This is a genomic window from Rhodococcus sp. NPDC076796, assembly GCF_040702765.1.
GTDB lineage: Bacteria > Actinomycetota > Actinomycetes > Mycobacteriales > Mycobacteriaceae > Rhodococcoides.
In genome coordinates this window covers 395142-421715 of record NZ_JBFBMS010000004.1, presented here as the reverse complement: position 1 = coordinate 421715, position 26574 = coordinate 395142, and the positions used below count along the sequence as shown (strand labels likewise).

At 64.4% G+C, this 26574-nt stretch carries 27 protein-coding genes; 9 read left to right on the top strand and 18 right to left on the bottom strand.

Going from position 1 to position 26574, the window contains the following annotated elements:
* Positions 1 to 21 precede the first annotated feature (21 nt).
* On the bottom strand, positions 22 to 366 hold the full coding sequence (locus AB0366_RS16010) for a metalloregulator ArsR/SmtB family transcription factor (protein WP_366244783.1): 345 nt from the start codon (positions 364 to 366) through the stop codon (positions 22 to 24).
* Positions 367 to 480: 114 nt separating this feature from the next.
* Between AB0366_RS16010 and AB0366_RS16005 the strand changes: the two genes are divergently transcribed.
* The 3 genes from AB0366_RS16005 to AB0366_RS15995 all read left to right on the top strand — a co-directional run bounded on the left by AB0366_RS16005 (position 481) and on the right by AB0366_RS15995 (position 3288).
* The gene (locus tag AB0366_RS16005; protein ID WP_366244782.1) at positions 481 to 1128 is read left to right on the top strand and encodes a TetR family transcriptional regulator; all 648 of its coding nucleotides are present in this window, start codon (positions 481 to 483) and stop codon (positions 1126 to 1128) included.
* 139 nt (positions 1129 to 1267) lie between these two features.
* On the top strand, positions 1268 to 2434 hold the full coding sequence (locus tag AB0366_RS16000; RefSeq protein WP_366244781.1) for an acyl-CoA dehydrogenase: 1167 nt from the start codon (positions 1268 to 1270) through the stop codon (positions 2432 to 2434).
* Between the two features lie 5 nt (positions 2435 to 2439).
* Positions 2440 to 3288 (top strand): 3-hydroxybutyryl-CoA dehydrogenase, encoded by an 849-nt coding sequence (locus AB0366_RS15995; protein ID WP_272913838.1) that lies wholly within the window; start codon positions 2440 to 2442, stop codon positions 3286 to 3288.
* Between the two features lie 79 nt (positions 3289 to 3367).
* Here AB0366_RS15995 and fabG read toward each other — a convergent pair whose 3' ends face one another.
* From fabG to AB0366_RS15970, 5 genes are all read right to left on the bottom strand, one after another.
* Positions 3368 to 4126, bottom strand: coding sequence for a 3-oxoacyl-ACP reductase FabG (fabG, locus tag AB0366_RS15990; RefSeq protein WP_121871346.1), 759 nt, complete (start codon positions 4124 to 4126; stop codon positions 3368 to 3370).
* 67 nt (positions 4127 to 4193) lie between these two features.
* A complete protein-coding gene (locus tag AB0366_RS15985) occupies positions 4194 to 4931 on the bottom strand; it encodes a 1-acyl-sn-glycerol-3-phosphate acyltransferase (protein ID WP_121871347.1) in 738 nt (245 codons plus the stop codon).
* A gap of 15 nt (positions 4932 to 4946) precedes the next feature.
* Positions 4947 to 5702, bottom strand: coding sequence for an ABC transporter permease (locus AB0366_RS15980; protein ID WP_366244780.1), 756 nt, complete (start codon positions 5700 to 5702; stop codon positions 4947 to 4949).
* Positions 5699 to 6682 (bottom strand): ATP-binding cassette domain-containing protein, encoded by a 984-nt coding sequence (locus AB0366_RS15975; protein WP_366244779.1) that lies wholly within the window; start codon positions 6680 to 6682, stop codon positions 5699 to 5701. The genes AB0366_RS15980 and AB0366_RS15975 overlap by 4 nt, the downstream gene beginning before the upstream one ends.
* Positions 6683 to 6778: 96 nt before the next feature.
* On the bottom strand, positions 6779 to 7639 hold the full coding sequence (locus tag AB0366_RS15970; protein ID WP_366244952.1) for a lysophospholipid acyltransferase family protein: 861 nt from the start codon (positions 7637 to 7639) through the stop codon (positions 6779 to 6781).
* A gap of 234 nt (positions 7640 to 7873) precedes the next feature.
* Here AB0366_RS15970 and AB0366_RS15965 point away from each other — a divergent pair, with 234 nt between their 5' ends.
* Positions 7874 to 9277: a GntP family permease gene (locus AB0366_RS15965; RefSeq protein WP_121871351.1), complete on the top strand. Its 1404-nt coding sequence runs from the start codon at positions 7874 to 7876 to the stop codon at positions 9275 to 9277.
* Between the two features lie 8 nt (positions 9278 to 9285).
* Here AB0366_RS15965 and AB0366_RS15960 read toward each other — a convergent pair whose 3' ends face one another.
* On the bottom strand, positions 9286 to 10158 hold the full coding sequence (locus AB0366_RS15960) for an SMI1/KNR4 family protein (protein ID WP_366244778.1): 873 nt from the start codon (positions 10156 to 10158) through the stop codon (positions 9286 to 9288).
* 221 nt (positions 10159 to 10379) lie between these two features.
* Here AB0366_RS15960 and AB0366_RS15955 point away from each other — a divergent pair, with 221 nt between their 5' ends.
* The gene (locus AB0366_RS15955; RefSeq protein ID WP_366244777.1) at positions 10380 to 10862 is read left to right on the top strand and encodes a YdeI/OmpD-associated family protein; all 483 of its coding nucleotides are present in this window, start codon (positions 10380 to 10382) and stop codon (positions 10860 to 10862) included.
* Between the two features lie 16 nt (positions 10863 to 10878).
* On the opposite strand, the gene AB0366_RS15950 is transcribed toward AB0366_RS15955, so the two are convergent.
* The 5 genes from AB0366_RS15950 to AB0366_RS15930 all read right to left on the bottom strand — a co-directional run bounded on the left by AB0366_RS15950 (position 10879) and on the right by AB0366_RS15930 (position 14963).
* Positions 10879 to 11583, bottom strand: coding sequence for a M50 family metallopeptidase (locus tag AB0366_RS15950; RefSeq protein ID WP_366244776.1), 705 nt, complete (start codon positions 11581 to 11583; stop codon positions 10879 to 10881).
* Between the two features lie 61 nt (positions 11584 to 11644).
* Entirely contained in the window at positions 11645 to 12601 is a 957-nt protein-coding gene (locus AB0366_RS15945) for an acyl-ACP desaturase (RefSeq protein WP_366244775.1), read from the bottom strand.
* A 128-nt stretch (positions 12602 to 12729) separates the two neighbouring features.
* The gene (locus AB0366_RS15940; protein WP_366244774.1) at positions 12730 to 13233 is read right to left on the bottom strand and encodes a GtrA family protein; all 504 of its coding nucleotides are present in this window, start codon (positions 13231 to 13233) and stop codon (positions 12730 to 12732) included.
* Positions 13234 to 13328: 95 nt separating this feature from the next.
* A complete protein-coding gene (locus AB0366_RS15935; RefSeq protein WP_176459207.1) occupies positions 13329 to 13496 on the bottom strand; it encodes a hypothetical protein in 168 nt (55 codons plus the stop codon).
* A gap of 81 nt (positions 13497 to 13577) precedes the next feature.
* Positions 13578 to 14963, bottom strand: coding sequence for a hypothetical protein (locus AB0366_RS15930; protein ID WP_366244773.1), 1386 nt, complete (start codon positions 14961 to 14963; stop codon positions 13578 to 13580).
* 157 nt (positions 14964 to 15120) lie between these two features.
* Between AB0366_RS15930 and AB0366_RS15925 the strand changes: the two genes are divergently transcribed.
* Entirely contained in the window at positions 15121 to 15885 is a 765-nt protein-coding gene (locus tag AB0366_RS15925) for a pirin family protein (protein ID WP_366244772.1), read from the top strand.
* Between the two features lie 111 nt (positions 15886 to 15996).
* Positions 15997 to 16473 (top strand): DUF4190 domain-containing protein, encoded by a 477-nt coding sequence (locus AB0366_RS15920; RefSeq protein WP_366244771.1) that lies wholly within the window; start codon positions 15997 to 15999, stop codon positions 16471 to 16473.
* Between the two features lie 18 nt (positions 16474 to 16491).
* On the opposite strand, the gene AB0366_RS15915 is transcribed toward AB0366_RS15920, so the two are convergent.
* The 4 genes from AB0366_RS15915 to AB0366_RS15900 all read right to left on the bottom strand — a co-directional run bounded on the left by AB0366_RS15915 (position 16492) and on the right by AB0366_RS15900 (position 20785).
* The gene (locus AB0366_RS15915; protein WP_366244770.1) at positions 16492 to 17610 is read right to left on the bottom strand and encodes a GGDEF domain-containing protein; all 1119 of its coding nucleotides are present in this window, start codon (positions 17608 to 17610) and stop codon (positions 16492 to 16494) included.
* A gap of 105 nt (positions 17611 to 17715) precedes the next feature.
* A complete protein-coding gene (locus AB0366_RS15910; RefSeq protein ID WP_366244769.1) occupies positions 17716 to 19299 on the bottom strand; it encodes an ABC transporter permease in 1584 nt (527 codons plus the stop codon).
* Positions 19296 to 20174, bottom strand: a complete 879-nt coding sequence (locus AB0366_RS15905; RefSeq protein WP_366244768.1) for an ABC transporter ATP-binding protein — start codon at positions 20172 to 20174, stop codon at positions 19296 to 19298. The genes AB0366_RS15910 and AB0366_RS15905 overlap by 4 nt, the downstream gene beginning before the upstream one ends.
* Positions 20171 to 20785 carry a TetR family transcriptional regulator gene (locus tag AB0366_RS15900; RefSeq protein WP_366244767.1) on the bottom strand — a complete coding sequence of 205 codons (615 nt, stop codon included), beginning with the start codon at positions 20783 to 20785 and terminating at the stop codon, positions 20171 to 20173. The genes AB0366_RS15905 and AB0366_RS15900 overlap by 4 nt, the downstream gene beginning before the upstream one ends.
* 54 nt (positions 20786 to 20839) lie before the next feature.
* On the opposite strand from AB0366_RS15900, the gene AB0366_RS15895 reads away from it, so the two are divergent.
* Both AB0366_RS15895 and AB0366_RS15890 read left to right on the top strand, forming a co-directional pair.
* Positions 20840 to 22798, top strand: coding sequence for a M13 family metallopeptidase (locus AB0366_RS15895; protein WP_366244766.1), 1959 nt, complete (start codon positions 20840 to 20842; stop codon positions 22796 to 22798).
* Between the two features lie 73 nt (positions 22799 to 22871).
* A complete protein-coding gene (locus AB0366_RS15890; RefSeq protein ID WP_366244765.1) occupies positions 22872 to 24182 on the top strand; it encodes a cytochrome P450 in 1311 nt (436 codons plus the stop codon).
* Here the strand turns inward: AB0366_RS15890 and ugpC are convergent.
* Both ugpC and AB0366_RS15880 read right to left on the bottom strand, forming a co-directional pair.
* On the bottom strand, positions 24160 to 25239 hold the full coding sequence (gene ugpC / locus AB0366_RS15885) for a sn-glycerol-3-phosphate ABC transporter ATP-binding protein UgpC (protein WP_366244764.1): 1080 nt from the start codon (positions 25237 to 25239) through the stop codon (positions 24160 to 24162). The two genes, AB0366_RS15890 and ugpC, sit on opposite strands and share 23 nt — an antisense overlap.
* Positions 25239 to 26564, bottom strand: coding sequence for an ABC transporter substrate-binding protein (locus tag AB0366_RS15880; protein WP_366244763.1), 1326 nt, complete (start codon positions 26562 to 26564; stop codon positions 25239 to 25241). The genes ugpC and AB0366_RS15880 overlap by 1 nt, the downstream gene beginning before the upstream one ends.
* Between the last annotated feature and the right edge of the window lie 10 nt (positions 26565 to 26574).

Sequence of the window (26574 nt, the reverse complement as noted above, 5' to 3'; positions counted from 1 at the left end):
AGACCATCCGAGGCCGACGTGTCAGGCGCGCGTTCCGGACTCGCCTTCCAGCAGCTCGGCCTGGTTGGCCACCACTCCCGTGAGTATTTCCCGCGCGACGAGCAACAGGTCGGCCACCTTCGGAGAGGTCAACGTGTAGGACACCGACAGGCCTTCCCGAGTGCCTTCGATGAGACCGGCGCGCCGCAGGATGGACAACTGCTGAGACAGATTGGCCGGCTCGATGCCGATTTCCGGAAGCAGCTCGGACACGGCATGCTCGCGCTCGCTCAGCAACTCCAGCACCCGAATGCGCGCGGGATGCGCCAACGTCTTGAAGAAGTCGGCTTTCATTCTGTAGAGCGGCCGGCTCGAATCCGTGGCCATGAAGTCCTCCCGTGGCACCCGCCGCCGCTCAGCAGGCTACTTGCGAACACTAGCAATCAACGGACGGGAATGGACGGCCCCTGCCTGTCCCGAAACTCGGCTACGTTCACTCCCATGCGCGGAGACCCCGAAGAATCCACCGACTTCAGGCTCACTGTGGCCACCGCTGCCCTCGACCTGTTCTCCGTCAAGGGCTACGAGTCGACGACGGTGGACGACATCGCCGGTGCCGCCGGAATCTCGCGTCGGACATTCTTTCGTCAATTCCGCGCCAAGGAAGACGTGGTCTTCGCAGATCACGAAATTCTGCTCGAGCAGGCCGGCGCGTTTCTCGAGTCGAACGAGGGCGATCCGTGGCGGGCCGTGTGCGATGCAGCGCAGTTGGTGTACGAGCGGTTTTCCGAGTGGCACGAGATGTCACGCCTGCGCTACCAGGTGGTCCACAAGATCCCCGCGCTGCGTGACCGAGAAATCGTCACCGTGTTTCGCTACGACAGACTCTTCGTCGAATATCTGCAGCGCGTTCTGCCCGATCACCCCCACCTGGAGATCCTGCAGTTCTCGGCCACGGTGACCGCGACGCACAACTACATCCTTCGTCGGATGATTCGCGACGGCCTGCCGACGTCCGTCGAGGATCTGCGTTCGGCACTAGCGCAAGTCCGCGCGCAGTTCTTCGGTGAGATCGTCGTCGCGTCGTTCCCCCGGGGCACGTCCGTCACCAAAGTCGTCGACGCGTTGGCCGATCACACAAGCGCCTGACTGACCCGGCCCGAGTGGCACTGAGTGCCGGATGCCCGAGACCCGGTCTTGAATCGGTCCTAATTCAGACGTACACTGGGGCAATCCTTGGCACTGAGTGCCCTCTGTGGGCAGTGCTACCCCCGACATACCGAGGAGCGTGGCCGACATGGCCGGAAATCCCGACTTCGATCTGTATCAATCGCCCGAAGAGCACGACGAACTGCGCGCGGCCATTCGGGCGCTCTCGGAGAAGGAGATCGCCCCGTACGCCAAAGAGGTCGACGAGGACTCCCGCTTCCCCGACGAAGCACTCAAAGCGCTGAACGCCTCGGGCTTCAACGCCATCCACGTTCCCGAGGAATACGACGGCCAGGGTGCCGATTCTGTCGCTGCCTGCATCGTCATCGAAGAGGTTGCACGCGTCTGCGGTTCGTCCTCGCTGATTCCCGCGGTCAACAAGCTCGGCACGATGGGCCTGATCCTCAAGGGCTCCGAGGAACTCAAGAAGCAGGTCCTGCCCTCCCTCGCCGGCGGTGCGATGGCGTCGTACGCCCTGTCCGAGCGCGAGGCAGGATCCGACGCCGCCGCCATGCGCACCCGCGCCAAGGCGGACGGTGACAACTGGATCCTCAACGGTGCCAAGTGTTGGATCACCAACGGCGGCAAGTCCGAGTGGTACACCGTCATGGCCGTGACCGATCCCGACAAGGGTGCCAACGGAATCTCGTCGTTCATCGTGCACATCGACGACGAGGGCTTCAGCATCGGCCCGAAGGAGAAGAAGCTCGGCATCAAGGGCTCGCCCACCACCGAGCTGTACTTCGAGAACTGCAAGATCCCCGGCGATCGCATCATCGGTGATCCCGGCACCGGCTTCAAGACTGCGCTGGAAACGCTCGACCACACCCGCCCGACCATCGGCGCACAGGCCGTCGGTCTGGCACAGGGTGCTCTCGACGCGGCCATCGCATACACCAAGGACCGCAAGCAGTTCGGCAACGCGATCTCGAGCTTCCAGGCAGTGCAGTTCATGCTCGCCGACATGGCGATGAAGGTCGAAGCCGCACGTCTGATGGTCTACAGCTCCGCGGCCCGCGCCGAGCGCGGCGAGAAGAACCTCGGGTTCATCTCCGCGGCAGCGAAGTGCTTCGCCTCGGACGTGGCCATGGAGGTCACCACCGACGCCGTGCAGCTCTTCGGCGGTGCCGGCTACACCACCGACTTCCCGGTCGAGCGCATGATGCGCGACGCCAAGATCACCCAGATCTACGAGGGCACCAACCAGATTCAGCGTGTCGTCATGTCGCGGGCGCTGCTCAAATGAGCACCATCGAACTCGTAGGCGTCATCGGCGGCGGCACCATGGGAGCCGGCATCGCCGAGATGTGTGCTCGCTCCGGCAGTTCCGTGATGATCCTGGAAACGAGTCAGGCCACCGCCGACGCCGCCGAAGCTCGCCTGGACAAGTCCTTCGCCCGCGCCGTCAAGTCCGGCCGCATCGAAGCCGACGCAGCCGAGAAGGCTAGGGCCGCAATCACATTGACGCTCGACATCAACGATTTCGCAGACCGCGATCTGGTGGTGGAGGCGGCTCCGGAGATCGAATCGCTCAAGCTCGATCTGTTCGGCAAGCTCGATTCCATCGTCAAGCCCGAGGGAATCCTGGCGACCAACACCTCGTCGATTCCGGTCATCAAGATGGCCAACGCGACGAAGCGACCCGACAAGGTCGTCGGAGTGCACTTCTTCAACCCCGTGCCGGTGCTGCCGTTGGTCGAGATCGTGGTCAGCCTGCTCACCAGCGAAGAGACCGTTGCAGCGGTGACGGACTACGCCGGAAATACGCTGGGCAAGAAGACGATCCGCGCGGGCGATCGCGCCGGATTCATCGTCAATGCCTTGCTCATCCCGTACATGGTCTCGGCCATCCGTATGCTCGAGTCCGGCTTCGCCAGCGCAGAGGACATCGACGAGGGCATGGTCAACGGTTGCGCACACCCTATGGGCCCGTTGCGTCTGACCGACACCGTCGGCCTCGACGTCACCCTCGCGGTGGCCGAGTCGCTCTATGCAGAGTTCCGCGAACCGCACTACGCCCCGCCGCCGCTGCTGCAGCGCATGGTGGACGCCGGAATGCTGGGTCGCAAAACCGGTAAGGGTTTCTACACGTATTCGTAGTAGTCCCCCGTTCTTGCGTAAATGGTCCATTCACCCCCGTCAGGGCCGGTGAATGGACCATTCACGCCTTCGCGAGAGGTCAGTCCTTCGGCCCACCGGCGGCGTAGACGACCTGGCCCGAGATGAAGCCTGCACCCTCGCTGACGAAGAACGACGCCAGGTGCGCGATGTCATCGGGGTGTCCGACGCGATTGACCGGAATCTGCGACGCTGCAGCGGCTTTGAATTCCTCGAAGGGCATGCCGACGCGTTCTGCGGTGGCCGCCGTCATCTCCGTCTCGATGAACCCGGGGGCGATGGCGTTGGCGGTGACGCCGAACTTGCCGAGTTCGATGGCGAGGGTCTTGGTGAAGCCCTGCATTCCGGCCTTGGCGGCGGAGTAGTTGGCCTGGCCGCGGTTGCCGAGGGCGGACGTGCTCGACAGGTTGACGATGCGACCCCACTTGGCGTCGATCATGTGCTTCTGGACCGCGCGGGTCATCAGGAACGATCCACGCAGGTGTACGCCCAGAACGGAATCCCAGTCCTGCACCGTCATCTTGAACAGCAGGTTGTCGCGGGTGATGCCGGCGTTGTTGATCAGTACGGTCGGCGCACCGAACTCGCTCGCGATGCGATCGACCGCAGTCTGGACCGATTCCTCGTCGGCGACGTTGGCACCGATGGCCACTGCCTGTCCACCTGCAGCCTGGATTGCGCCGACGGTGTCGCTGCACGCGGCCTCGTCGAGGTCCACAACGGCGACTCCGAAACCGTCCTTGGCCAGCCGCTTCGCTACCGCAGCGCCGATTCCACGCGCACTACCGGTGACTATGGCCGTCTTGATCTGATCACTCACGAATATCTCCTGACAATGGCCGAATCGAATTACCTGTCATCTGTTTCTACCAACCCCGGCAGCGCAGTCAGTACGCAGCCACCGCACCGTCAAGTGCCTTCTGCATTCCCTGCGCCACCACGCGGGTGAAGTCGATCGGCTTTTCCGGCAGATCGGTGATGGGCGAATCGATGTAGACGCTCGCCTGCTTCACCTTCGGCACACCGGGGCCGTAGCTCAGACCGATGCAGATCAGCACCGGCTCGACCCCGAGCTTGCGCGCCCGCATCGCGATGTGGCCGATACCGCTGCCGACGTGCTGCACCGTCGTCGGATCCTCGAGATTGCAGGTGCCCTCGGGAAACACCGCGAGGTCGTCGCCCCGCTTCATTCGCTCGGCGCTGACGTCCATCATGCGGCTGCCGGCTGCGCTGACCGCGCGCATGCCGTGATTCTTGCCGCGAAAGACGGGGATGCCACCCATCATGTCGATTCGCTTGCGCTGCTTCGGTTCCTGAAACAGCTCATCCTTGGCCAATACCCGCGTGCGGCCGATGACCGGACGCAGCGGCGACGCCCATGCCGCCGCTGCGAGCGTGTACGGATCGTTCTCGGTCAGATGATTGACCGCGATGAGCAGACGCGTGTTGTCGTAGACAAGACGACGCAGCTCCTCACGGGCACCGTCGGGATACGACACCCGCGGGCGGAAGCGTCGGGCGAGGGTGGCATACGCCAACCTCGCGACCTGACGATTCTGCTGGTGTCGCAGGTAGAAGTCGTACACGGTCACATCGTTTTCGAGAATTACCGCAGGCCGATCCATGACGCGAGCTTAGCCTCACACCCGCTTCGAACCCATAGCCCGGATCCCGACGGCAAGTCCGACCGCCGCAGTGGCCGCGGCCGCGACGACACCTGCCGTCACCGTCGAACTCGCGAAGTCGCCGGCGAACAGTGCACGTTCGGCGTCGACGAGATATCCGAGGGGGTTGATGTTCACCAGGAACTGCATCCAACCGGGGGCGGCCGTCAGCGGCAGCATCGTGCCGGAGAGGATGAGCAGCGGGAACATCAAGGTCTGCTGGATGGACCAGAACACCCAATCCTGCCCGCGCACAGCCAGAGCCAATGCATAGGACAGTGCGCCGAGTCCGACGCCGAAAACACCGAGCAGCACGATTCCGACTGCGGCACCGATCGGATTCACGGACAGGCCGAGCGGTAATGCCACCAGAACGATCAGCACGGCCTGTGCGGCGAGCGGCACCATTTCCTTGATCGCGCGCCCGACGAGCAGCGCCGATCGCGGCAACGGTGTCACCAGCATTCGTTCGTGAGACCCCTGTTGCAACTCGGCCAACAGATTCGAGCCCGTCATGGACGTTCCGAAGATGGTGATCATCGCGAGCACACCGGGAACGAACCAGTCCCACACACTTCCGTCCCCGAGACCGGGAACATCGGCGAGCAGTGGGCCGAACAGCGCGAGCAGGATCAGAGGTTGGATGAGGCTGAAGATGACGGTGAACGGATCGCGGACCATCGGCCGCAGTTCGCGGCCCATCACCAACGTGCTTCCGGAGAGAACGTTCATCGCAGTTCTCCTGCCATGTTTGCGTTGTCGAGTGCCGCGGCGCTCTCGCGCAGACTGCGCCCGGTGAGGCCGAGAAACACGTCGTCGAGAGTAGGCCTCGTCATGTCCGCCGTGAGCACCCGTATGCCGTGAGACTGACTGAGTCGCAGCAACTCCGGCAACACCGACTCGGCGCGCTCGACCCGGATGTTCAGCCTCGAACCCGCAACCGTCACGTCCTTGATACCGGCAACCCCGGCCAGGAGCGGAGCCAGCGCCGACGCGTCGGACACGGTGAGGACGACGAGATCGCCTGCCAGTTCGGACTTGAGCGCCGTGGCGGTGTCGTCGGCGATGACGGTGCCGCGGTCGACGACGATCACCCGCTCGGCCATGGAATCGGCCTCGTCGAGATAGTGCGTGGTGAGCACGATGGTGGTGCCCATCTCGCGCCTGAGCCGCAGAATGTGGTCCCACAGATTGGCTCTGCTCTGCGGATCCATGCCGGTGGTCGGCTCGTCGAGAAACAGCAGGGGTGGCCGATGCACCAAACCCAGAGCGATGTCGAGCCGTCGACGCTGCCCACCGGAGAGAGTCGAGACCGTACGGCCGGCGAGCTCGCCGAGTTCGAGCGCCTCGATCAATTCGTCTGCGCGACTGCGTGATCGGGGACGCGTCATGCCGTAGCACAGGCCTTGCACGACGAGCTCGTCCCGGACGCGTTGATTGTGGCCCGCACCGTTGCCCTGTCCCACGTAGCCGAGGCTGCGCCGAACTCGATCCCGGTCCTGGCCCACGTCGAACCCCGCGATGCGGGCCGAGCCCGACGTCGGTGACAGCAGGGTGGTCAGCATCCGCAGAGTGGTCGACTTACCGGCCCCGTTGGGACCCAGCAGCGCCACCAGTTCCCCCTCACCGATCGTCAGATCGATGCCACGCACCGCCTCCACGGTCTTCTTGCCTTGCCGAAAAGTCTTGGTCAATCCCGATGTTTCGATCATGTGTGACGCCCCTCGTCGTAGCGGTGAATCCCTACGACGGAGACGCTAGAAACGATCGCGGTCAGCTTCGGTCCGCGTTGCCGATACCGCGAGGAATCAGCCGAAGACGGGAAACTTTCGCTTGCTGGCGAGGGCGTCCATCCCGGACTGGATGCTCGCGCGCACCTCGTCGTATTTGGCTTCGACGTACGCCTCGTCCTCGCACCGAGCCGGATCGTGGTCCAGTTCGACCGGCGGCATGAAACGGGTACGGATCTTGGCGGGCAACGGAATCTGTGGCAGCGCGGCGGGCGCGATGATCCAGGGAAGCGAGATCGCGATGGGAAACACCTTCAACCGTGCAATCTTGTCCAGCTTCAGCGCTTTCGACAGCTTGTCACCGCGAATCAGTACCGGCATCGCGTCGGCCCCACCCACCGTCGCCACCGGCACGATGGGTACACCCATCCGAATGGCAAGCTTGATGAAACCGGTTCGACCACCGAGGGTGGCCTCGTCGCGCTTGCTCCAGGGCCGCAACGAATCGACCTCACCGCCCGGCCACACGATGACGTCCCGGCCCTCGGCCAGTGCCGTCGACATCGAGTCCGGTGCCGCGGGCAGCACGCCCATGGATCGAAAGACTTTGCCGATCAACGGGAACGCCATCAGCGCATCGTGCGCGGTGCCGTGCAGAATCCGCTTCTCGCCGAAGTGTCGCCACCATTGCGCGCCGACGGTCCACGCGTCCCACACGAACGGCGCACCCGAATGCACCCCCACGACCAGTACCGGCGACTCGGGGATGGTCTCCCAACCATCGATCTCCATTCGGAAGTACCGGTCCATCACCCCGTTCCACAGCCGCTGCTGACGGTCCATCGCGACGGTGTTCTGATCGTCGAGGTCCCAGCCGCCTGCGCGTTCGGCAACAACGGCTCCGAGACCACCGGACGCGTTCGCCCGTCGCTCCTTCATCTTCAGGCGCGCGGCTGCGGCGTACCGCTGCGCTTGCTCGCGCAACTGTTCCGTCGTCGGTTCCCCCGGCGAGTCTCCAGTGCGATCCCCACCCGTTACGTGATCCCCATCACTCATACTGGCACCGTACTCCACCGCACCCGAGTCGACCGACGACCGGAGCTCGTAACCCCACGGGGCTTGCAGACTGTCCGATATGGTCGAAATTCGAGCCGAACGAACGAGGTAACCCCCATGGATCCGATCGAACCGGCATACGGAACGACTGTATTGCTGCTGATCGCAGCCGCAGCCGTAGCAATCTTGCTGTTCCTCATCATGAAGGTGAAGCTGCACGCCTTCGTCTCACTCGTCCTGGTCAGCGCGGTCACCGCTGTCGCGGCGGGAATTCCGCTGACAGACGTACCGTCGGCCCTGCTCTCGGGCTTCAGTTCCACGCTCGGATCGGTTGCCCTACTCGTCGCCTTGGGCGTGATGGTCGGCAGACTGCTCGAAATCACCGGTGGCGCACAAGTATTGGCCGATACCCTGATCAACCGCTTCGGTGCCAAACGCGCACCGCTCGCCCTCGGTGTCGCCGCACTCATCTTCGGCTTTCCCATCTTCTTCGACGCCGGGCTCGTCGTGTTCCTGCCGATCATCTTCACCGTCGCCAAACGTTTCGGTGGATCGGTGCTGCTGTACGCACTCCCCACCGCGGGCGCGTTCGCGGCGATGCACGCCATCGTTCCCCCGCATCCCGGTCCCGTCGCCGCCACCGAGCTTCTCGGCGGCGATATCGGATCGGTACTGCTGGTCGGCGTCCCCGTCGCCGTCATCTCCTGGTTCGTCGGCTCGTACCTCGTCGGCACACAGCTCGGTAAGCGGTTCCACACCTTGCCCGCCGACATCTTCTCCGGCGGAGCACCCGCCTCGGAGGAGCACGACAAGGAGATGGCTGCACTACGCAATCCGGCTCCGAAGTTCGCCGCGGTGCTGTTCATTCTGCTGACGCCTCTGGTGCTGATCTCCCTCAACACCGTGGTCAACACTCTGACCACCTCGGGCGTGCTGACCGGAGACGAGACCTGGGCCGCTGCCCTCACGCTCATCGGTCAGACACCCATCGCACTGCTCATCACCTTGCTCCTGGCTTTGTTCATCCTCGCGCCGGGGCGCTTCCCGGTGGCCGACGGTGCCAAGTACATGGATCAGGCTCTCGGGCCCATCTGCTCGATCATCCTGATCACCGGTGCCGGCGGCATGTTCGGAGGTGTGCTTCGGGCCAGTGGCATCGGGCAGTCCCTCACCTCCTCGTTGTCCGATCTAGGACTGCCGATTCTGTTGCAGGCCTTCCTGATCGCCACCGCGCTACGCGTCGCGCAGGGTTCGGCCACCGTTGCGCTCACCACCACCGCCGGGCTGATCTCGGTGCAGGTGGCGGAGCTGGATCTGAGCAACTTCAAGATCGCGCTGCTCGTCTTCGCGCTCGCTGCAGGAGCCACCGTTCTCTCTCACGTCAACGACTCCGGCTTCTGGCTCGTCAGCCGCTTCTTCGGCATGGACGAGAAGACCACACTGAAAACCTGGACCGTCATGGAAACCACGCTCGGACTGGCGATATTCGCACTCGCGTCGCTGCTGTGGGTGGTGTTCTAGCGGGGACCTCACTCGTCGGCTTCGAAGACGCATCTCCCGGATGGAAGCTCCAGGACGATGACGTCGTGGTCTTCTCCGGTGACGATTGCGGTGAAGACCACCTCCGACCCGTTCATCGACACCCACCAGTTCATGTTGGCACCGCGCACACGCGGCACCTGCCGGTACACCGCTCGGGCGTCCTCGACCATGGCCGACGGATGCAGCCTCCGAGCAGTCTCGATGACGATGCGGCGGACATGGTCGAGATCGATCAGGTCGTCGTCGTCAGACAGCTGCGATGGGCGAAAGTCGACGAGCGCGAACGGTATTCGAACAATCGGGAGCGCAACCGCATGTGCCATCGATCCCCCCGGCAACCCGGGGTCGCACCACTGGAGCGCGCCGTCCTCGAACGAGGGTGTCAGCTCGTCGTAGATCGCCGATCCGGTCTCGACGCTACGGCACAGGGCTGCGATGAACTCGGTCAGCGAGTCGAACCAGGGTCCGCCCTCGTCGGCACCTTCGTAGGTGAACATACGGACACAACCTTGCCGGGCACCTGGGCGCGTGTCGACGTAAAGTGGGCCGCCTCCACCGTCTTCGGCGAACGGAACATACGCCGGGACGAACATCTCCGCCGTCTCGCCGGCCTCCTGGGCTCGAACGACGGCCGGCCAATCGTCGCCCAGATCGTCGATCGAATGCGGGCCTTCGAGGCTGAACCTGTGCCTATCCACAACTCGGTCGAGCGAGTAGAGCGTAAAGCCCGGCAGCACGGATCCGACCGGAACGTGCTCCTCGCCTGAGGTTTCGTGCTGACCGTCGTGCAGTCCGTAGAACTCGCACAGCTCGTCCGTCCACGGAGTCGTCGCTCGTTCCGCAGCCTCGCGCTCGTCCACCGACCGTGGGGGCCGAATCGCGGCAGCGGTGACTGGTGCACGCTCACGCAGTGTCGCGCCATGTACGCAGTCCATACCTCGGTGAGGTTCACGACTCGAACTTAACGGGTCTCGATCCGCGTGGGGGTTCGACGCGAGTCTTCATTCCGCAGACAACCGCTCGTTTATGCTGCGATTATGGGCGAAATTCCCTTCAGTCGTGTCGATGATGCGAGGCATTCGTGAGTGAGCGCTTTCGATTCGACGCAGTGCTGGAACCGTTGACGTGGGGCAAGAACACGTACACGATCATCCGAGTTCCGACTCGATTGGTCGAGGCAGCGGAGCGGTGGCCGACTCGCCGAATCGACGGTTCGATCGAGGGCTCGAGTCTCAATCTCGGTCTCAACAAAGCGGGTTCGGATGTGATGCCCGGGTCGTTCGTCTACATCGGTGCGGGGCTTCAGCGCCGATTGGGTGCCCGCGCCGGCGATGTTCTCTCCTGCGAGTTCGAGCCGGCCGACCCCGATCTGGTTCCGGTGCCGCAGGACGTCGCGGAGGCGATGGAGGCGGCGCACTGCACATCCGCGTGGGAGCGGAAGCGGCCGAGTGAGCGGCGTCAGTTGTTGATGCCGATCGACAACGCTGCACGAGAGCAGACCCGAGCAGATCGCGTAGCGCGACTGGTCGGGATGTTGACGGAGAATCCGCAGCCGGACAGTTGAGGGCCCAGGCCCTTCGTCACTGAACCGGCATCAGGATCCGCCACGCCCCCAACGCCAGTGAGCCGACGGTCACGAGCAGGAACAGGCCGACCCAGACGATGCCGGGGAGGAAGGTCAACCGGGCCAGCTGATCGGCGTCGGAGTCCCGAGCCCGTCCTGCGCTGCGTGATTTCTGCAGTTCGAGAACGGGACGCGGACCGGCGATCAGCAGGAAGAACGTGATGAAGTACGCCGCAGCGACCTGTTGCTCGCCGGTGCCCCACCAGGACACGACGAACAGGGCGGCGCCGACGACGACAAGTGAGAGCAGCCCGTAGATGTTGCGAATCATCAACAGCATCAACGCAATCGACACGACGCCGATCCACAGCACCGCGACTGCATGTTGGGTTCCGAGCACGAACGCGGCACCGAGACCGAGCAGCGCCGGCCCCACGTAGCCAGCGAAGGTCATCGCGATGACGCCGAGGCCGGTGGGCTTGCCCTTGGAGATCGCGACGCCCGAGGTGTCCGAATGCAACCGCAGGCCCATCAGCTGGCGACCGGTGATGAGTGCGACGAACAGATGAGCGCCCTCGTGCGCGATGGTCACGACGTTGCGCGCGATCCGCCAGGTCTGCGGGAGCACCACGATGACGAGAGCGGCCAGGGCAGCGACTTGGACGATCCACACCGGCGGATCAGGACTCACCGCGGAAATGCGGTCCCAGAATTCGTTCACACCACACCCTATGTGAACGGAACTTCGTAGCAGACTACGAAGTTCCGTTCACCTGGGACGGTCAGGACGCGCGTGCTTCGGCCTTCGCGCGTTCGCGGGCGAGGGAGCGATCGCGCATCTCCTCGAACTTGGTGGCCTGACGTTCGAGGTCTTCGAGGAACGCGGCGAGTTCTTCGCGCTTGTTCTCACCGCGTGCGGTGAAGTCGTTGCGCTCGAAGACGCTCCACTTGCGCAGTACCGGCCAGACGACGTCCTCGAGGTGTTGACGCAGGTCGTAGATGCCGTGCTTGGCCATCAGCACACCGTTGCGGCGGAAGTTCGGCATCCCGGCACCGGGCATGACGAAGTTCGTCACGATGTCGGAGACCGCCTGCAACGTCTGATCGGGCGAGATGTCCATCGCCGCGCCGGTGATGTTGCGGTAGAAGATCATGTGCAGGTTCTCGTCGGCGGCGATGCGCTGGAGCATGCGGTCGGCGATCGGATCGTCGCAGACCTTGCCGGTGTTGCGGTGCGAGACGCGGGTGGCCAGCTCCTGGAAGGTCACGTAGGCGACCGAGTGCAGCAGACCGACACCTGCCCCGGCGGGCGAGACGTAGCCGTTGGTCATGTGGATCATGCGGGCTTCTTCGAGGGCGACGGGATCGACGCCGCGGGTGACGACGAGGTAGTCGCGCATGACGATGCCGTGGCGGTTCTCCTCGGCGGTCCAGCGCCCGACCCAGGTTCCCCAGGCACCGTCCTGGGAGAAGTTCTCGGCGATCTCACGGTGGTAGGACGGCAGGTTGTCCTCGGTGAGCAGGTTGGTGATCATCGCGGCCTGAGCGACGTCGGAGAGCTTGGACTGCTCCGGGTCGTAGTCCTTGCCGCCGAGTGCGGCGAAGTTACGGCCTTCGTCCCACGGAACGTAGTCATGAGGGTGCCACTCCCGCGCCATCGAAATGTGACGGTTCACATTGTCCTCGGCAGTGGGCACCAGCTCTTGCAGAAGCTCAAGCTGTGTCAGATCCCTGGCCATCGAGATGCCTCCTCGCGTTGACGTCAGCTCGCAAGCCTAGGACGATCGATGCGCATCAGGTGGAGCCTTGCCCAGATTCTGTTAGAGGTAGCAATCCCTGTCGACAACGAATGGTGCAACATCACAGCTCAGCGAGCAGTGAGTGCGGAACCCGAGGCGGCGAGCGTCGCCGGACGGAACACCCAGCCACGGAGAGCGAGGAACCGGACGGCTCCGAAGATGCCACTCACAGCGATGACGACGAGAACCTGGAGATACGTCGGCGCTGCCGGGAACAGGATGTGCACGGCGGCCAGTGAAGCGGTACTCAGGCCCAAACCGATCAGGGCCAGTCCCCCCGCTTCCCATTGCGTCTGGAACCAACCGACACGACCGGCTGCATGAAAGGTGTGACGACGGTGCAGCTCGTTGGCAAGGACGGTACTGACGGCCACACCTGCGAGGTTGGCAGTGAACGATCCTAGGGAAGCGAGAGCGACGAACAACAGGGCGTACACACCGTTGCTCGACACCCCGACGATCACGAAGCGAGCGAACTGAGCGAGAACCGACTCCCCGAGCATCCGCGACCTGATGCGAGGCGCACAGCCGGAAGACCCGGACGCGGCCGAGTCTTTCAGGCAAGTGCTCACGAGGTCTCCAGTTGTAGAACCGGAAGCGTCGGTCGGCGCTTCGACTCGATACAACTCCGCACACGAACGAATCGGTCTCGGACGTGACGGAAATCTCAGGCTTTCGTGGAACTTTCTTCCCGAGCGCGCTTCTTGCGGTCCAGGTCGATGTTGAGACTGTCGGGCTTGATCGATGCGACGAACAACACCGCAACGAGCACGACCACTACGACGATGGTGACGACGACCACCGCGATGCCGAAAATTGCCAAGATACCGTTCATGTCCTGCCTCCCGTGTCAGGCAATACGGTACTTGTCGTAGACGTGCCGGTCGACCGGCACCCCTGGGTCGTCACTACAGGCTCAGCTCACCAGGCGCGCCACGGCCCGCATCGGCAACGACAGCCAGGTGGGCCGGTTGCGTGCCTCGTACAGAACTTCGTACACGGCCTTGTCCAGCTCGTATGCGCGCAACAGGTCGGACTCATCGCGGGGATCGTGCCCGGCCACCGAGGCGTATCCGTCGAAGAATGCCGCGATGCTGCGGGCTGCCCACTTCTCAGCTCGCTCTCGCGCCGACGGATCCTCGGGCAGATCGACCAGCAGGTGGTTGGCGGCGTAGTCGAACGAGCGCAGCATTCCCGCCACGTCACGCAGAGCGCTGTCCATCTGCCGACGCTCGGCCAGGGTCTTTGCCGGCTCACCCTCGAAATCGATGAGCAGCCACCGTTCAGGAGTGCCCAGCACCTGCCCCAGATGCAGATCGCCGTGGATGCGCTGCACCGTGGTGCTGTTCGACGCCTCCGCCCGCGAGATCAGAGCGGTCGCCGCCGGGATGTACTGCGCGATCTCCGGCACCACCCGCGCCACTCCCGAGATACGGGCGAGGATCTCCTCGACGGCGGTCGATTCCACCGACCGTTCGGCGGTACCGAGCTGCGATGCCAGGTCGTGGTGCACCTGCGCCACAGCTGCTCCGATTCGATGCGCGTCGGGGGCGAAATCGGCGGGCAATTCTTCGATCGGCGTCTGCGGCGAATCGAACACCTCTTGCACGCTGGCCAGCGCCGCAGTCCAGCCCTCGGCGGAGTTCGCGGCGAAATCCTGGGCCATGCCGAGCGTTGTGGGTTCGCCGCCGACTTCGGCTTCGAGCCAGCCCCGAAGCGGCGCGACGTTGACGCTCCCCGCCTCGGCCAGCGCGCGATGCAGTTCCACATCGGGGCTGATTCCCGGCGGCACTTGACGAAACAGCTTGAGCAACAGCAGATCACCGAGAATCACCGATGTGTTGGACTGCTCGACCCCCAGAACCCGACCGCGCAGCCCGCTCGGCACACTCGAACCGTCGACAATCTTGAATTCGATGCTGCCAGTGGCCTTTCCGGCGGCAAGTGCATCGCCGTACAGGCCGATGATCTCGGGGTCGCGCAAACCGTCGAACACGGCCACCTCGCCTGCCACGGGCAGTATCCACGGCCGGAGGTCGTCGCTCAGCTCGGTCCGGAAGCCCAGGGGCACCTGGTATGTCTGTGTGACGGCCGCTCCGTCCTGCGTCAGCTGCACCTCCACCAGCAGATGCTCGGCCGCGAAATGCGGTTCGTCCCGGAGTACGTCGCGCGCGACGATTCGCACCGCACCAACCGTCGAACCCTTTGCGCCGAACCACCGTTGACCTGGCAACCACTCCGCCAGAGCGTCCTCGAGCTGGGGTTCGACCGTGCGTGCCACACTCGAGCTGGAACCGACCATGAGAATCTCTCGCCGCCTTCGGGGGAGTTTGCGGATCTTGTGACCGTACGCAGCGAAACCTACCCACTCCCGGCGACGCTCACACACCGACCGCATAGACACCCGAACGTTATGCAGGTCGTACGCCGATGCACCGACATGCTCGTAGAGTGGTCACATGTCCGCTCCACTGACCGCCCACATCGACGTTCACCGCGCCGGTGATCGATCGAAAACCCGTGTGTCCTGGCTGGACTCGAAACATTCGTTCTCCTTCGGCCAGCACTACGACCCCGACAACACCCATCACGGACTGTTGCTGGTCAACAACGACGACATCGTCACTGCCGGTCAGGGTTTCGAGACACATCCGCATCGCGACATGGAGATCGTCACGTGGGTGATGCAGGGCTCGCTGGTGCATCAGGATTCCATCGGACACTCCGGAATCATCCATCCCGGCCTCGCGCAACGGATGACCGCAGGCAAGGGCATCATGCACTCCGAGAAGAACGACTCCTGGAGCATCGACGGCAACAGGCACACCGAACCCGTTCGCTTCGTGCAGATGTGGGTGCTTCCGGACAGTCCCGGTGCCACGCCCGGCTACGAGCAGCTCGAGATCGGCGACGAATTACTGCGAGGCGGGTTGGTCACCGTCGCGTCGGGGATGGACAAGCATCGGGGTCAGGCAGCGATCACCATAGGCCAGAAGTCGGCTGCGCTGCATGCGGCACGGTTGTTGCCCGGAGCCTCGGCGACGGTGCCCGACGCCCCGTTCGTGCACCTGTTCGTCGCGCGCGGCACTGTCACTCTCGAGGGGGTGGGCGAGCTCTGGGAGGGTGACGCCGTCCGCATGAGTTCTACTGGCGGACAACGTATCACTGCCACCGAATCGGCCGAGGTACTGATCTGGGAGATGCATTCGCGGCTCGGCGGTTGACATTCGCGTTCGATGACAAGTTGATCACGGGGACACGCGGGGCCTGTGCTCACAGGAGACACCCACATACACTCCCAGCGTTCACGATCGCCGATTTCGGAGGTACTCAACGTGTCGAATCAGAATCCGCCGCCCGGAAACTACCCCCCGCCCGGAAACTATCCTTCACCTGGCGAGTACCCCCAGCAGGGCGGGTACCAACAACAGCCGACAGCACCGAAGAACACCGTCGGCACGGTGGCTCTGGTCCTGGCGATTCTGGGTGTGTTGTTCTCCTGGACCATCGTCGGTGGAATTCTGCTCGGCCTGATCGCCATCGTGCTCGGCTTCGTCGGACGGTCCAGGTACAAGAAGCGCACCGCCACCAACGGCACCGTGTCACTCTTCGCGATCATTCTCGGTTTCGTGGCCGCAGCGCTGTCCATCGTTCTCGTCGTCGTCGGCGTCGGCCTGTTCAACGCAGTCGGCGGACAGGACTTCACCGACTGCATCAGCAACGCTGGCAGCGATACTGCAGCGCAACAGCAATGTGCCGACGAATTTCAGCAGAACGTCGAGAATCAGTACGACGACTCGACTCCGAACTGAGTAGCCGCGTCGCCGCACTCACGTCTCGGAGCCTGACGGAGTCCAGTCACTTCGGGGCGTCGAGCCCGCCACGACCACCTGATTGCCGCCCTGCTGCTTGGCTTCGTACATCGCCGCGTCGGCTCGTCGCAGCAGCAGCGTGGTCAGTTCGACGACGTCGAAACCGATGTCTTCGGAGATCGGATACGTGCAGTGTGCGACGCCTATGCTCACCGTCAGGGGTGCGGAGTCGTCCGCGGAGTGCGCGGCACAGCGATACTTCTCGGCCAGTGCGAGGGCCTCGGTCTCGGCCGATTTGGTCACCACCGCGAATTCCTCACCGCCCACTCGCGCAACCAGCACACCGTCCGTCGTCAACCGACGTGCGACGAGTTGCAGGGCCGCATCCCCCTGGTGGTGGCCGAATCTGTCGTTGATCGACTTGAATCGGTCCACGTCGACGACCATCACCGACACGTCGGTCGCACCGAGGAAATACACCGGTAGTGCCTCGTCGAGTCCTCGTCGGTTGCGCACCTGAGTGAGCGGGTCGAAGTTGGCCGCCTGCGCCTGGACCTGCAGTTTGAGGAGCAGGTACTGGAAGAAGGTCGGGCCCATGAACGTGATGGGGACGAGCACCACGAGTTGCGCGATGGCCAGACCGTGATCGGAGTCGGGCGAGAGCAAGATCAGCACGAAGAACAGCGTCACGGCAGTTCCGGCCCACAGCAGATGCAGTGCCATGACCCTCGGACTGTGGAAGAGCTGCACGTACACGCTGTTGGCCGCGAGCATCGCGAGGGCAACGAAAACAGTCTGAGGCGATCCGTAGGACAACAGAACCAGCGTTACTCCGATGTCCGAGTACGCGGCGAACATCAGGGACACACGCTTCGACGGCCACGGAGCCTTCAGCCAGGCGACACCGACCACCAACGTCGACACGATCGCAACGACGAAGATCGATCTACCGATCGCCGAGGTCGGCGGAGAATCGGTGAGAAACAGCAGTGCGGCAGCGCCGAGCCCGTACGAGAACGTGCTCAGCGAAGCAGCAAGGCGATACGGTGCGAGCGCACCGTGCAACCCGAGGTAGCTCACCACCGACTCGTAGCTGTGCGGCTGGTTCCACCACGTGCGCAGGAATGTCGATTGCACGTAACCTCCATGCGCGTTCGGCTCAGAGATCACGGACCCGACAGGACGCCACCATGTTGGACCGGGCCGGACAAATCGGCCAGTGTCGATGCTATCCGACCACCGTCACCCTCGGATGCCTCTTCGTCGGAACGCTGTGAAACCTCCTATACCGACGACGACGGCGACCACGACGAGCCAACCGATCGGCGCGAGGGCGAATGCTGCTCCCGGCAATCGGGGAACGTGAGTGAAGGGCGAGAGATCGAGCCACGGCTGCGGCAGGCCCACCACCGACCCGATCTGGCCGAGGGCGACGAAGCCGCCCAGAACGGCCCACAGGACGGTCGCGAATCGAGGGACAGCGCCGAACAGGGCCACGCCGATGGCCGTCACCACCCACACCGCCGGCAGCTGACCCAGTGCGCCGAGCAGGACGGACGGAAGTTCTGCTGCGATATCGCCGGTGGCCGACCCGTACGTCAGGCCGATGGTGAGGCCGACGACCAGCAGTAGCCACGCTGGGCCGAGGACAGCGAACAGTAGGTGACCTGACAGCCACCGCAGGCGCGAGACGCCTGTGGCCAACACGATCTCGGCCAGGCCCGCCTCTTCCTCGCTGTGCAGCCGCAGAACGGCCGAGACCGAGTATGCCGCTACGACGACGCCCACGATGCTCAGTACGGCGGCGATGAACGATTGTTCGATGGTGCTGCCACCGAACTTCTCCAGTGCGTCGCTGATGACGGCACTACTGCCGAGCTGTCCTCCGATGCCGTGGGCGGACGAACCGATGGCGATGCCGAACAGCGCGATGCCGACGGTCCAGCCGACGGTCGCGCCGCGAGTCAGTCGCCAGGCGAGCGCAACGGGACCCGCCAGTGACGGCGGCGCCGTTGCTCGGCCACGGCGTTCGGCCAACAGTCCACTACCGAGATCGCGACGCTCGGCAGCAGCGAGCGCAGCGGTGAGGAACATCGCCGCGACGGCCAGTGACATCAGCATCGGCCACCACCTCTCGTCGGCGAACGGCCGCACCTGCGCCGACCAGCCGATCGGCGAGAACCACGACAGGGTGCCCGAGCCTGCGTCGCCGATCGCACGTGCCGCAAACGCCACGGCCAGCGCGCCGAGGGCGTAACCGCGAGCCGCCCGCGCCCCCGACGCCACCTGTGCCGCCACTGCCGCGCAGCCGACGAAGACGATTCCGACCACAACGACCGATGCCCCGTACGCGATGCTCCCGGCCACCGGGAGGCCGAACGCCCACAGCGAGATCGACGACAACGCGCCCGTCGCCGCCACCGCGCCGCCCGCCAGCGCGATCGCCGCGGCCAATCCGGCGTACCGACCAACCGCCGTCGATCCGATCAGCTCGGTTCGACCCGCATCCTCCTCGCCTCGGGTGTGCCGAACCACGGTGAGGATCGCCGCCAGCGGAACCAGCGCCAGCACCGCCCCCGAGCGCCACGACACCAGAGCGCCCAGGTCGCTGCCGAAGATCGGGCCGACGAGCGCTGCCTGCGCCGGCGTCGACAGGGTGCCGAGGTAGAAGGCCTGACGGTCCGCCGCCGTCGGATACAGGCCCTCGAAGCTGACCGCGTACAGCAGCGGCAGCGCCCCGAGCAGGACGATCCACACCGGTGCCACCAGACGATCGCGGCGCAGATACAACCGCAGCAATGCGCCCGTGCCGGTCAGGGCGTTCATGCGTAGTACCTCAGGAACAGTTCTTCGAGCGTCGGAGCGGAACTGACCAGGCTGCGGACTCCGGCGTCGGCGAGTACGTGCATCGTCGCACCGAGGGCGTCGTTCTCCACCGTGCAGGTGACGGAGGATCCCGCGACTCGGACTTCGGACACCCCCGCGAGCGTGGCGAGACCGTCGGGCATGCGCTCGAGATCGGCGGTGACCGTCGTGCGGGTCAGGTGTCGCATCGACGCCAGGGTCCCGGTATCGACCGTCCGTCCCTCTCTCACGATCGTCACCGAACTGCACAGCGCATCCACCTCGAACAGGATGTGCGACGACAACAGCACCGTGACTCCGCGTCGGGCAGCATCTTTCACGCAGTCGCCGAAATGCTGCTCCATCAGCGGATCGAGTCCCGAGGTGGGTTCGTCGAGGATCAGCAACTCGACGTCGGAGGCCAGCGCCGAGATCAGCGCGACCTTCTGCCGATTGCCTTTGGAGTAGGTACGGGTGCGTTTACCGGGGTCGAGGGAGAACCGTTCGAGCAGTTCGGCGCGGCGGGCGGTGTCGATTCCGCCGCGCATCCGGCCGAGCAGATCGATCACCTCACCGCCGGTCAGCGACGGCCACAGTGTCACATCACCCGGGACGTAGGCCAGGCGTCGATGCAGCGCCACGGGGTCGGCCCACGGGTCGCCGCCGAGCAAGCGCACCTGGCCCGACGTCGCGCGGACGAGCCCGAGCAGTACACGGATGGTCGTGGATTTCCCTGCCCCGTTGGGGCCGAGGAAGCCGTGCACCTCACCGGTCGGCACGTGCAGGTCCAGTCCGTCGAGCGCGCGGACCGACCCGAACGTCTTCACCAGCCCGTCCACGGAGATTGCTTCGGTCATGACGTGGCCTCCAGATAGGTGTCCAAAGCCTGGGAGTCGGTGAACAATCCGTCGGTGTAGAGCTCGAGTGCAGGAAGCATGATCTCGTCGCCGAGCGCGCTCAGGGCCTCGCGGAAATCGACGTCGGGGCCGGCCATCTGCACGTACAACAGCAGTCCGCCGACGTTCTGTCGCGTCAGGAATCGGGCGCGTGCCGCGGGGTCTCGGCTGGGGGCGAAACGACCCTCGCGGACCCCGTCGTCGATGTAGCGGACGGCGTCGTCGACCATGTGCTCGAACAACTCTCGCGCCAACGTGCCGCCCGCGGAGAAGCTCCGCACGATGTAGGCGACGAGCGGCGCGTACTCGTCCATGCGAGCCAGTTGCTCCATCATTCCGGTGGGTGCCGCCGACGCGGCCTTCGACTCGCGGATCACTCGCAGGACATGCTCGTCGCACGCTCTGCGCAGCCCGTCCTTGGACCCGAAGTGGTGATTGAGCAGCCCGGGAGAGACGCCTGCCGCTGTGGCGATGGACCGCACGCCTGCGGTGAAGCCCTGCGAGCCGAAGACGCCGATCGCGGTGTCGCGAATCCGAGCCCTGGTGGTGAGATCCTCCGATGCTGTACGCATGTACAGCACATTAAACACCCGTTCAATCAAGCGCAAGAGTGTAAAGATGGACGCATGACTTCAGTAGTGAACTCGGGCATCGATCTCAGCTACCAGGACGAGAACACACGCGCACAGGACGACCTGTTCGTGCACGTCAACGGCAAATGGCTCGAGGAGTACGCCATCCCGGCCGACCGCGCCGTCGACGGCGCATTCCGCACGTTGTACGACCGCGCCGAGGTCGACGTCCAGACCATCATCGAAGAGTCGGCCGACGCGAACCCGCCCGCGGGCAGCGACGCGCAGAAGATCGGCGACCTGTTCTCGAGCTTCATGGACGCCGATCGCGCAGAGCAACTCGGCGTCACCCCGATCGCCGACGAACTCACTGCCATCTCCGACGCCACCGACCTCGTCACCCTCGCAGGCGTTCTCGGCTCCCTGCAACGCACGGGCGTCGGCGGCGCCATCGGCCACTACGTCGACACCGACGCCAAGCAGTCCGTTCGCTACCTCGTGCACTTCAGCCAGTCCGGAATCGGCCTGCCCGACGAGTCGTACTACCGCCAGGACGAGTACGCCGAGATCCGCTCGAGCTACGTCGAGCACATCTCGAAGATGTTCGCACTCAGCGGCATCGAGTACGACGCGCAGACGGTGTTCGACCTCGAGCAGAAGATCGCCGCAGGCCACTGGGACGTCGTCGCCAGGCGTGACGCCGAGAAGAGCTACAACCTCGTCGACTACGACACGTTGGTTCAGAACGGTGCCGGATTCAACTGGGCCGCATGGATTTCCGGGCTCGGCGCAACCACCGAGCAGTTCGCCGAGATCGTGGTTCGGCAGCCTCCGTTCTTGAGTACCTTCGTCTCGCTGTGGAATTCCGAGGACATCGAAGCGTGGAAGGCGTGGCTGGCCTGGCGCGTCGTGCATTCACGGGCACCGTTTCTCACGAGCGCCATCGTCGACGAGAACTTCGCGTTCTACGGAACGACGCTGACCGGAACCGAGGAGAACCGCGAGCGCTGGAAGCGCGGCGTCTCCCTGGTGCAGGACGTGCTCGGCGAGGCCGTCGGCAAGCTCTACGTCGAACGCCACTTCCCGGCCGACTCCAAGGCTCGGATGCAGGTGCTGGTCGACAATCTCACCGAGGCCTACCGCCGCAACATCTCCGAGCTCGAATGGATGAGCCCGGAGACGCGTGAGAAGGCGTTGGACAAGCTGGGCAAGTTCACCCCCAAGATCGGTTACCCCGATCGGTGGCGCGACTACTCGAGTGTCGAGATCAGCGCCGACGACCTGCTCGGCAACTACCGCCGCGGCTACACCGCGGACTACCAACGCGATCTGGACAAGCTCGGCGGACCCGTCGACCGTGACGAGTGGTTCATGACGCCGCAGACCGTCAACGCGTACTACAACCCCGGCATGAACGAGATCGTCTTTCCCGCAGCCATTCTGCAGCCACCGTTCTTCGACCCCGAGGCCGACGACGCGGCCAACTACGGCGGTATCGGAGCCGTCATCGGCCACGAGATCGGTCACGGATTCGACGATCAGGGTGCCAAGTACGACGGTGACGGCAACATGGTCGACTGGTGGACCGACAACGACCGCACCGAATTCGGCAAACGCACCACGGCCCTGATCGAGCAGTACAACGAGTTCGAGCCCAAGGCACTGCCCGGCCACAAGGTCAACGGCGAGTTCACCATCGGCGAGAACATCGGCGACCTGGGTGGTCTGTCCATCGCCGTCGCCGCCTACGAGATCTCGCTCGAAGGCAAGGACGCACCGGTGCTCGACGGCCTGAGCGGGCTGCAACGCGTGTTCTTCGGGTGGTCACAGGTGTGGCGTACCAAGGCTCGCGACGCCGAGGCGATCCGTCGACTCGCCGTCGATCCGCACTCGCCGCCGGAGTTCCGCTGCAACGGCGTCGTACGAAATCTCGACAGTTTTCACGAAGCATTCGACGTACAGCCCGGAGATGCGCTGTACTTGGACCCGGGGAAGCGCGTCAGGATCTGGTAGCAGGTGAGTGGAACTTCGTAGCGTGCTACGAAGTTCCACTCACATCCGTAGGGCAATGGGGAGGGGATTTCGGATGAGGGAGTTCGTACGATGGCTCGCGGCGCACGGGGTCATCAGGTTCGGGGCCAAGCGCGCTGCAGCCGCGGGTGATCGGCAGGCCATGCTGGTGGCCGATCCGGCGACGCGGGCAAATCCGACGCCGGTCTACGAAGAACTGCGCGCCACCGCGCCGCTGGTGAAGACTCGAATCTCGAACATCACCGTGCACCACCGGGTGGCGTTCGACCTGCTGCGCTCGGACGATTTCCGCGTCACTCAGTTGGGTGCAACCCTTCCCGGGCCATTGCGGTGGATCGAGGAACACACCAGATCCGGCGCACTGCACCCGATTCTGCCGCCGTCACTGCTCTCGGTGGAGCCGCCGAACCACACCAGGTACCGCAAGCTGGTGTCCTCGGTCTTCACCGCCCGCGCGGTGAAGAAGATGCGCGATCAGGTGCAGGAAACTGCCGATGCTCTCCTCGACGAGCTGTCCGACGGCTCTCCGGTCGTCGACATCGTCGATCGCTATTGCGCGCGGCTGCCGGTCGCGGTCATCGGGCGCATCCTCGGCGTTCCCGAGGAGGACAATCAACGAGTCCTCGAGTTCGGCGAGATGGCCGCACCCAGTCTCGACATCGGATTGTCGTGGTCTCAGTTCAAGCAGGTCGAGCGTGGGCTGATCGGTTTCGACGCCTGGCTCTCGCAGCACATCGCGGAGCTGCGTCGCAACCCCGGTGACGATCTGATGAGCCAGCTGATCGCTGCGAAGGACGAGGGCATCGGCCTCAACGACGAGGAGCTCAGGGCCACAGCAGGTTTGGTGTTGGCTGCCGGGTTCGAGACGACGGTCAATCTGCTCGGCAGCGGCATCCGACTTCTGCTGGATCATCCCGACCAACTGGCTGTGCTGCAACAGGATCCGTCGCACTGGCCCACCGCGATCGACGAGATGCTGCGGATGGAGTCTCCCGTACAGCTCACGGCTCGCATGGCCAAGCGCGACGTGGAGGTCGAGGGGGTGACGGTGCACGAGGGCAAGCTCGTCGTGCTGGTGCTCGCCGGTGCCAATCGGGACCCGCTGGTGTTCGAGGACCCCAATCGCTTCGACGTCACCCGCGCCAATGCCGGTAAGCACCTGTCGTTCTCGGGAGGGCGTCACTACTGCCTCGGTGCCGCCCTGGCCAAGGCCGAATCGGAAGTGGGCCTCAAGACCCTGTTCGATCGGTTCCCTCACCTGCGGTCGGCAGGCGAGGGAACCCGCCGCAACACCCGCGTCCTACACGGATGGGCCACTCTCCCGGTGGATCTCGGCGAACCGGCTACGACAACCGCAGGCCGGTAACGGAATCGAAGAAGAACAGCTCGTCGAGCCGGGGCACCAGTCGAATCGTCTCGGCCAGTGCGATCGACAGCTTGCGATCGACTCGGACCGACATCCTCCCGGAGGTGGTGGTCCATCCATCGATCGCGGCGGGTGCGGAAGCGTAGACGAACGATTCCGCACCCAGTTCCTCGATCAGTTCGACGGTCAGTTGCAGGCCGGTACTGTCGCCCACCAGGTCCCACGATTCCGGTCGCACGCCGACGACGACGCGCTCGCCCGCCGAGGACGGGACGGGAATGCGCAACTCACCGAGTACGGCCGCGCCGTCGCGCACGGGGGCGTCGACCAGATTCATGCCGGGCGACCCGATGAATCCGGCGACGAACGTGTTGACGGGATTGTCGTACAACTCCCGCGGAGCGGCGATCTGCTGCAACTTGCCGTCCAGCAGAACTGCGACGCGATCACCCATGGTCATGGCCTCGACCTGATCGTGCGTGACGTACACCGTCGTGGTGCCCAATCGTCGCTGCAGACCGGCGATCTGGGCTCTGGTCGACACCCGCAACTTGGCGTCGAGGTTGGACAACGGCTCGTCCATGCAGAACACCTTGGGCTGACGCACGATGGCGCGCCCCATGGCCACTCGCTGACGCTGCCCGCCGGAGAGCTTGCCGGGCTTGCGGCCCAGCAGTGGCTCGAGCTCGAGCATCTTCGCCGCATCGAGTACTCGTGCTGCGGTGTCGGACTTGCTCATTCCGGCATTGCGCAGCGCGAAGCCCATGTTGTCGCCGACGGTCATGTTGGGGTAGAGCGCGTAGTTCTGGAACACCATCGCGACGTCCCTGGCCCGCGGAGCCAGCGAGGTGACGTCCACTCCGCCGATGTCGATGTGACCGCTTTCGACGGACTCGAGACCGGCGAGCATCCGCAGACTCGTCGACTTCCCACAGCCCGAAGGCCCGACGAGAACGATGAATTCACCGTCCGCGATGTCGAGTTCGAGGTTGTCGACAGCGAGCGAATCGGCACCCGGGTACCGGTGCGAGACACCGGCGTAGTGAACGGCGGCCATTACTTCGGCAGCTTCGGGGCGATCTGGCGGTCGATGATCTGCTGCAGCTGATCCGAGACGGACGCGAATGTCGTTGCTACATCGGCATTCTGCAGCGCGATCTGCTCGAGTCCACTACCGATGATCTTGTCGCCGCCGGGAACGAACACGCGGGCGTAGTCCTGCGAGCGGGTCAGCGCCAGTTGGTCCACGGCCGTCTTCGCGTTGGGGTTCGCCTCGAGGAATGCGATCTCCGACGGGTCCTGCTGAGCAGACTTGCGGACCGGCATGTAGCCGGTGTTCTGCGAGAAGTAGGCGGTGTTGGCACCGTTGGTGACGAAGTCGATGAATTTGAGCGCGTTCACCTTTCGCTCGTCCGAGATCTTCGCCGGGATGGCCAGGCCCGCACCACCGGTGGGGCAGCCGGGGGTGCCCTCGGTGGCCGGCAGGAACGCGGTACCGAACTCGAACGCAGCGCCCTTGGTGATGGTCGACAGGTCTCCGGTGGAGGCGATGGTGGACGCCAAGATACCGGCGGCGAAGTCGTTGGCGATGTCGTTGGACACCGCGGCGTACTTCTTCGTGTGAATCATGTCCTGCAGGAACTTGCCTGCCGCAATGGTATTGGGGTCGTCGAACTTCAGCTCGAACTGATCGGAGTACGATCCGCCGAACGTCCAGATCGGTCCCTCGAACGTCCACCCGAGGTAGTCGACGGCATTACCCCAACCGTGAGCGAGCTTGCCGTTTCCGACGACGGCCTGGATGCGCGGGCCCCATTCGTCGAATTCCTGCCAGGTGGCCGGTCCGCGATCGGGCAGGCCCGCCTGCTGCCAGACGGCCTTGTTGTAGTAGAACAGCGGCGTCGAGCGCGCGTACGGCAATGCCCAGTGGCTGCCGTTCCAGTTGTAGTCGGCCAGCAGCGAATCCACGTAATCGGACTGGTCTACCCCTGCTGCGGAGAAGTGCTTGTCCAGCGGCTCGATCGCACCGGTGAGTGCGTAGTTGAACCACCAGACGTCCGAGAGCACGACGACGTCGGGCACATCGTTGCCGGACAGCGCCGCGTTGAACTTCTGCGACACCTCCTCGTAGTTCTTGCCACCGTCGATGAGGTTGACCGTCAGGCCGGGGTTCTCGGCCTGGAAGCGCGAGATCAGTTCCTGCTCGAACTCCTGGGACTTGCCCGGGTGGTTCGACCAGAAATTGATGGTGTTCGCATCGCCTTCGACGGCCTCGCCGCCCGACCCGCCCGATCCGGGGCCGCTGCACGCAGCGAGGGCAGCGGCGGCGGCAGCCGCACCGGTGAGCGTGAGGAAGCCACGCCGATTGATGATGTGTGCCATGGTGTTCGAC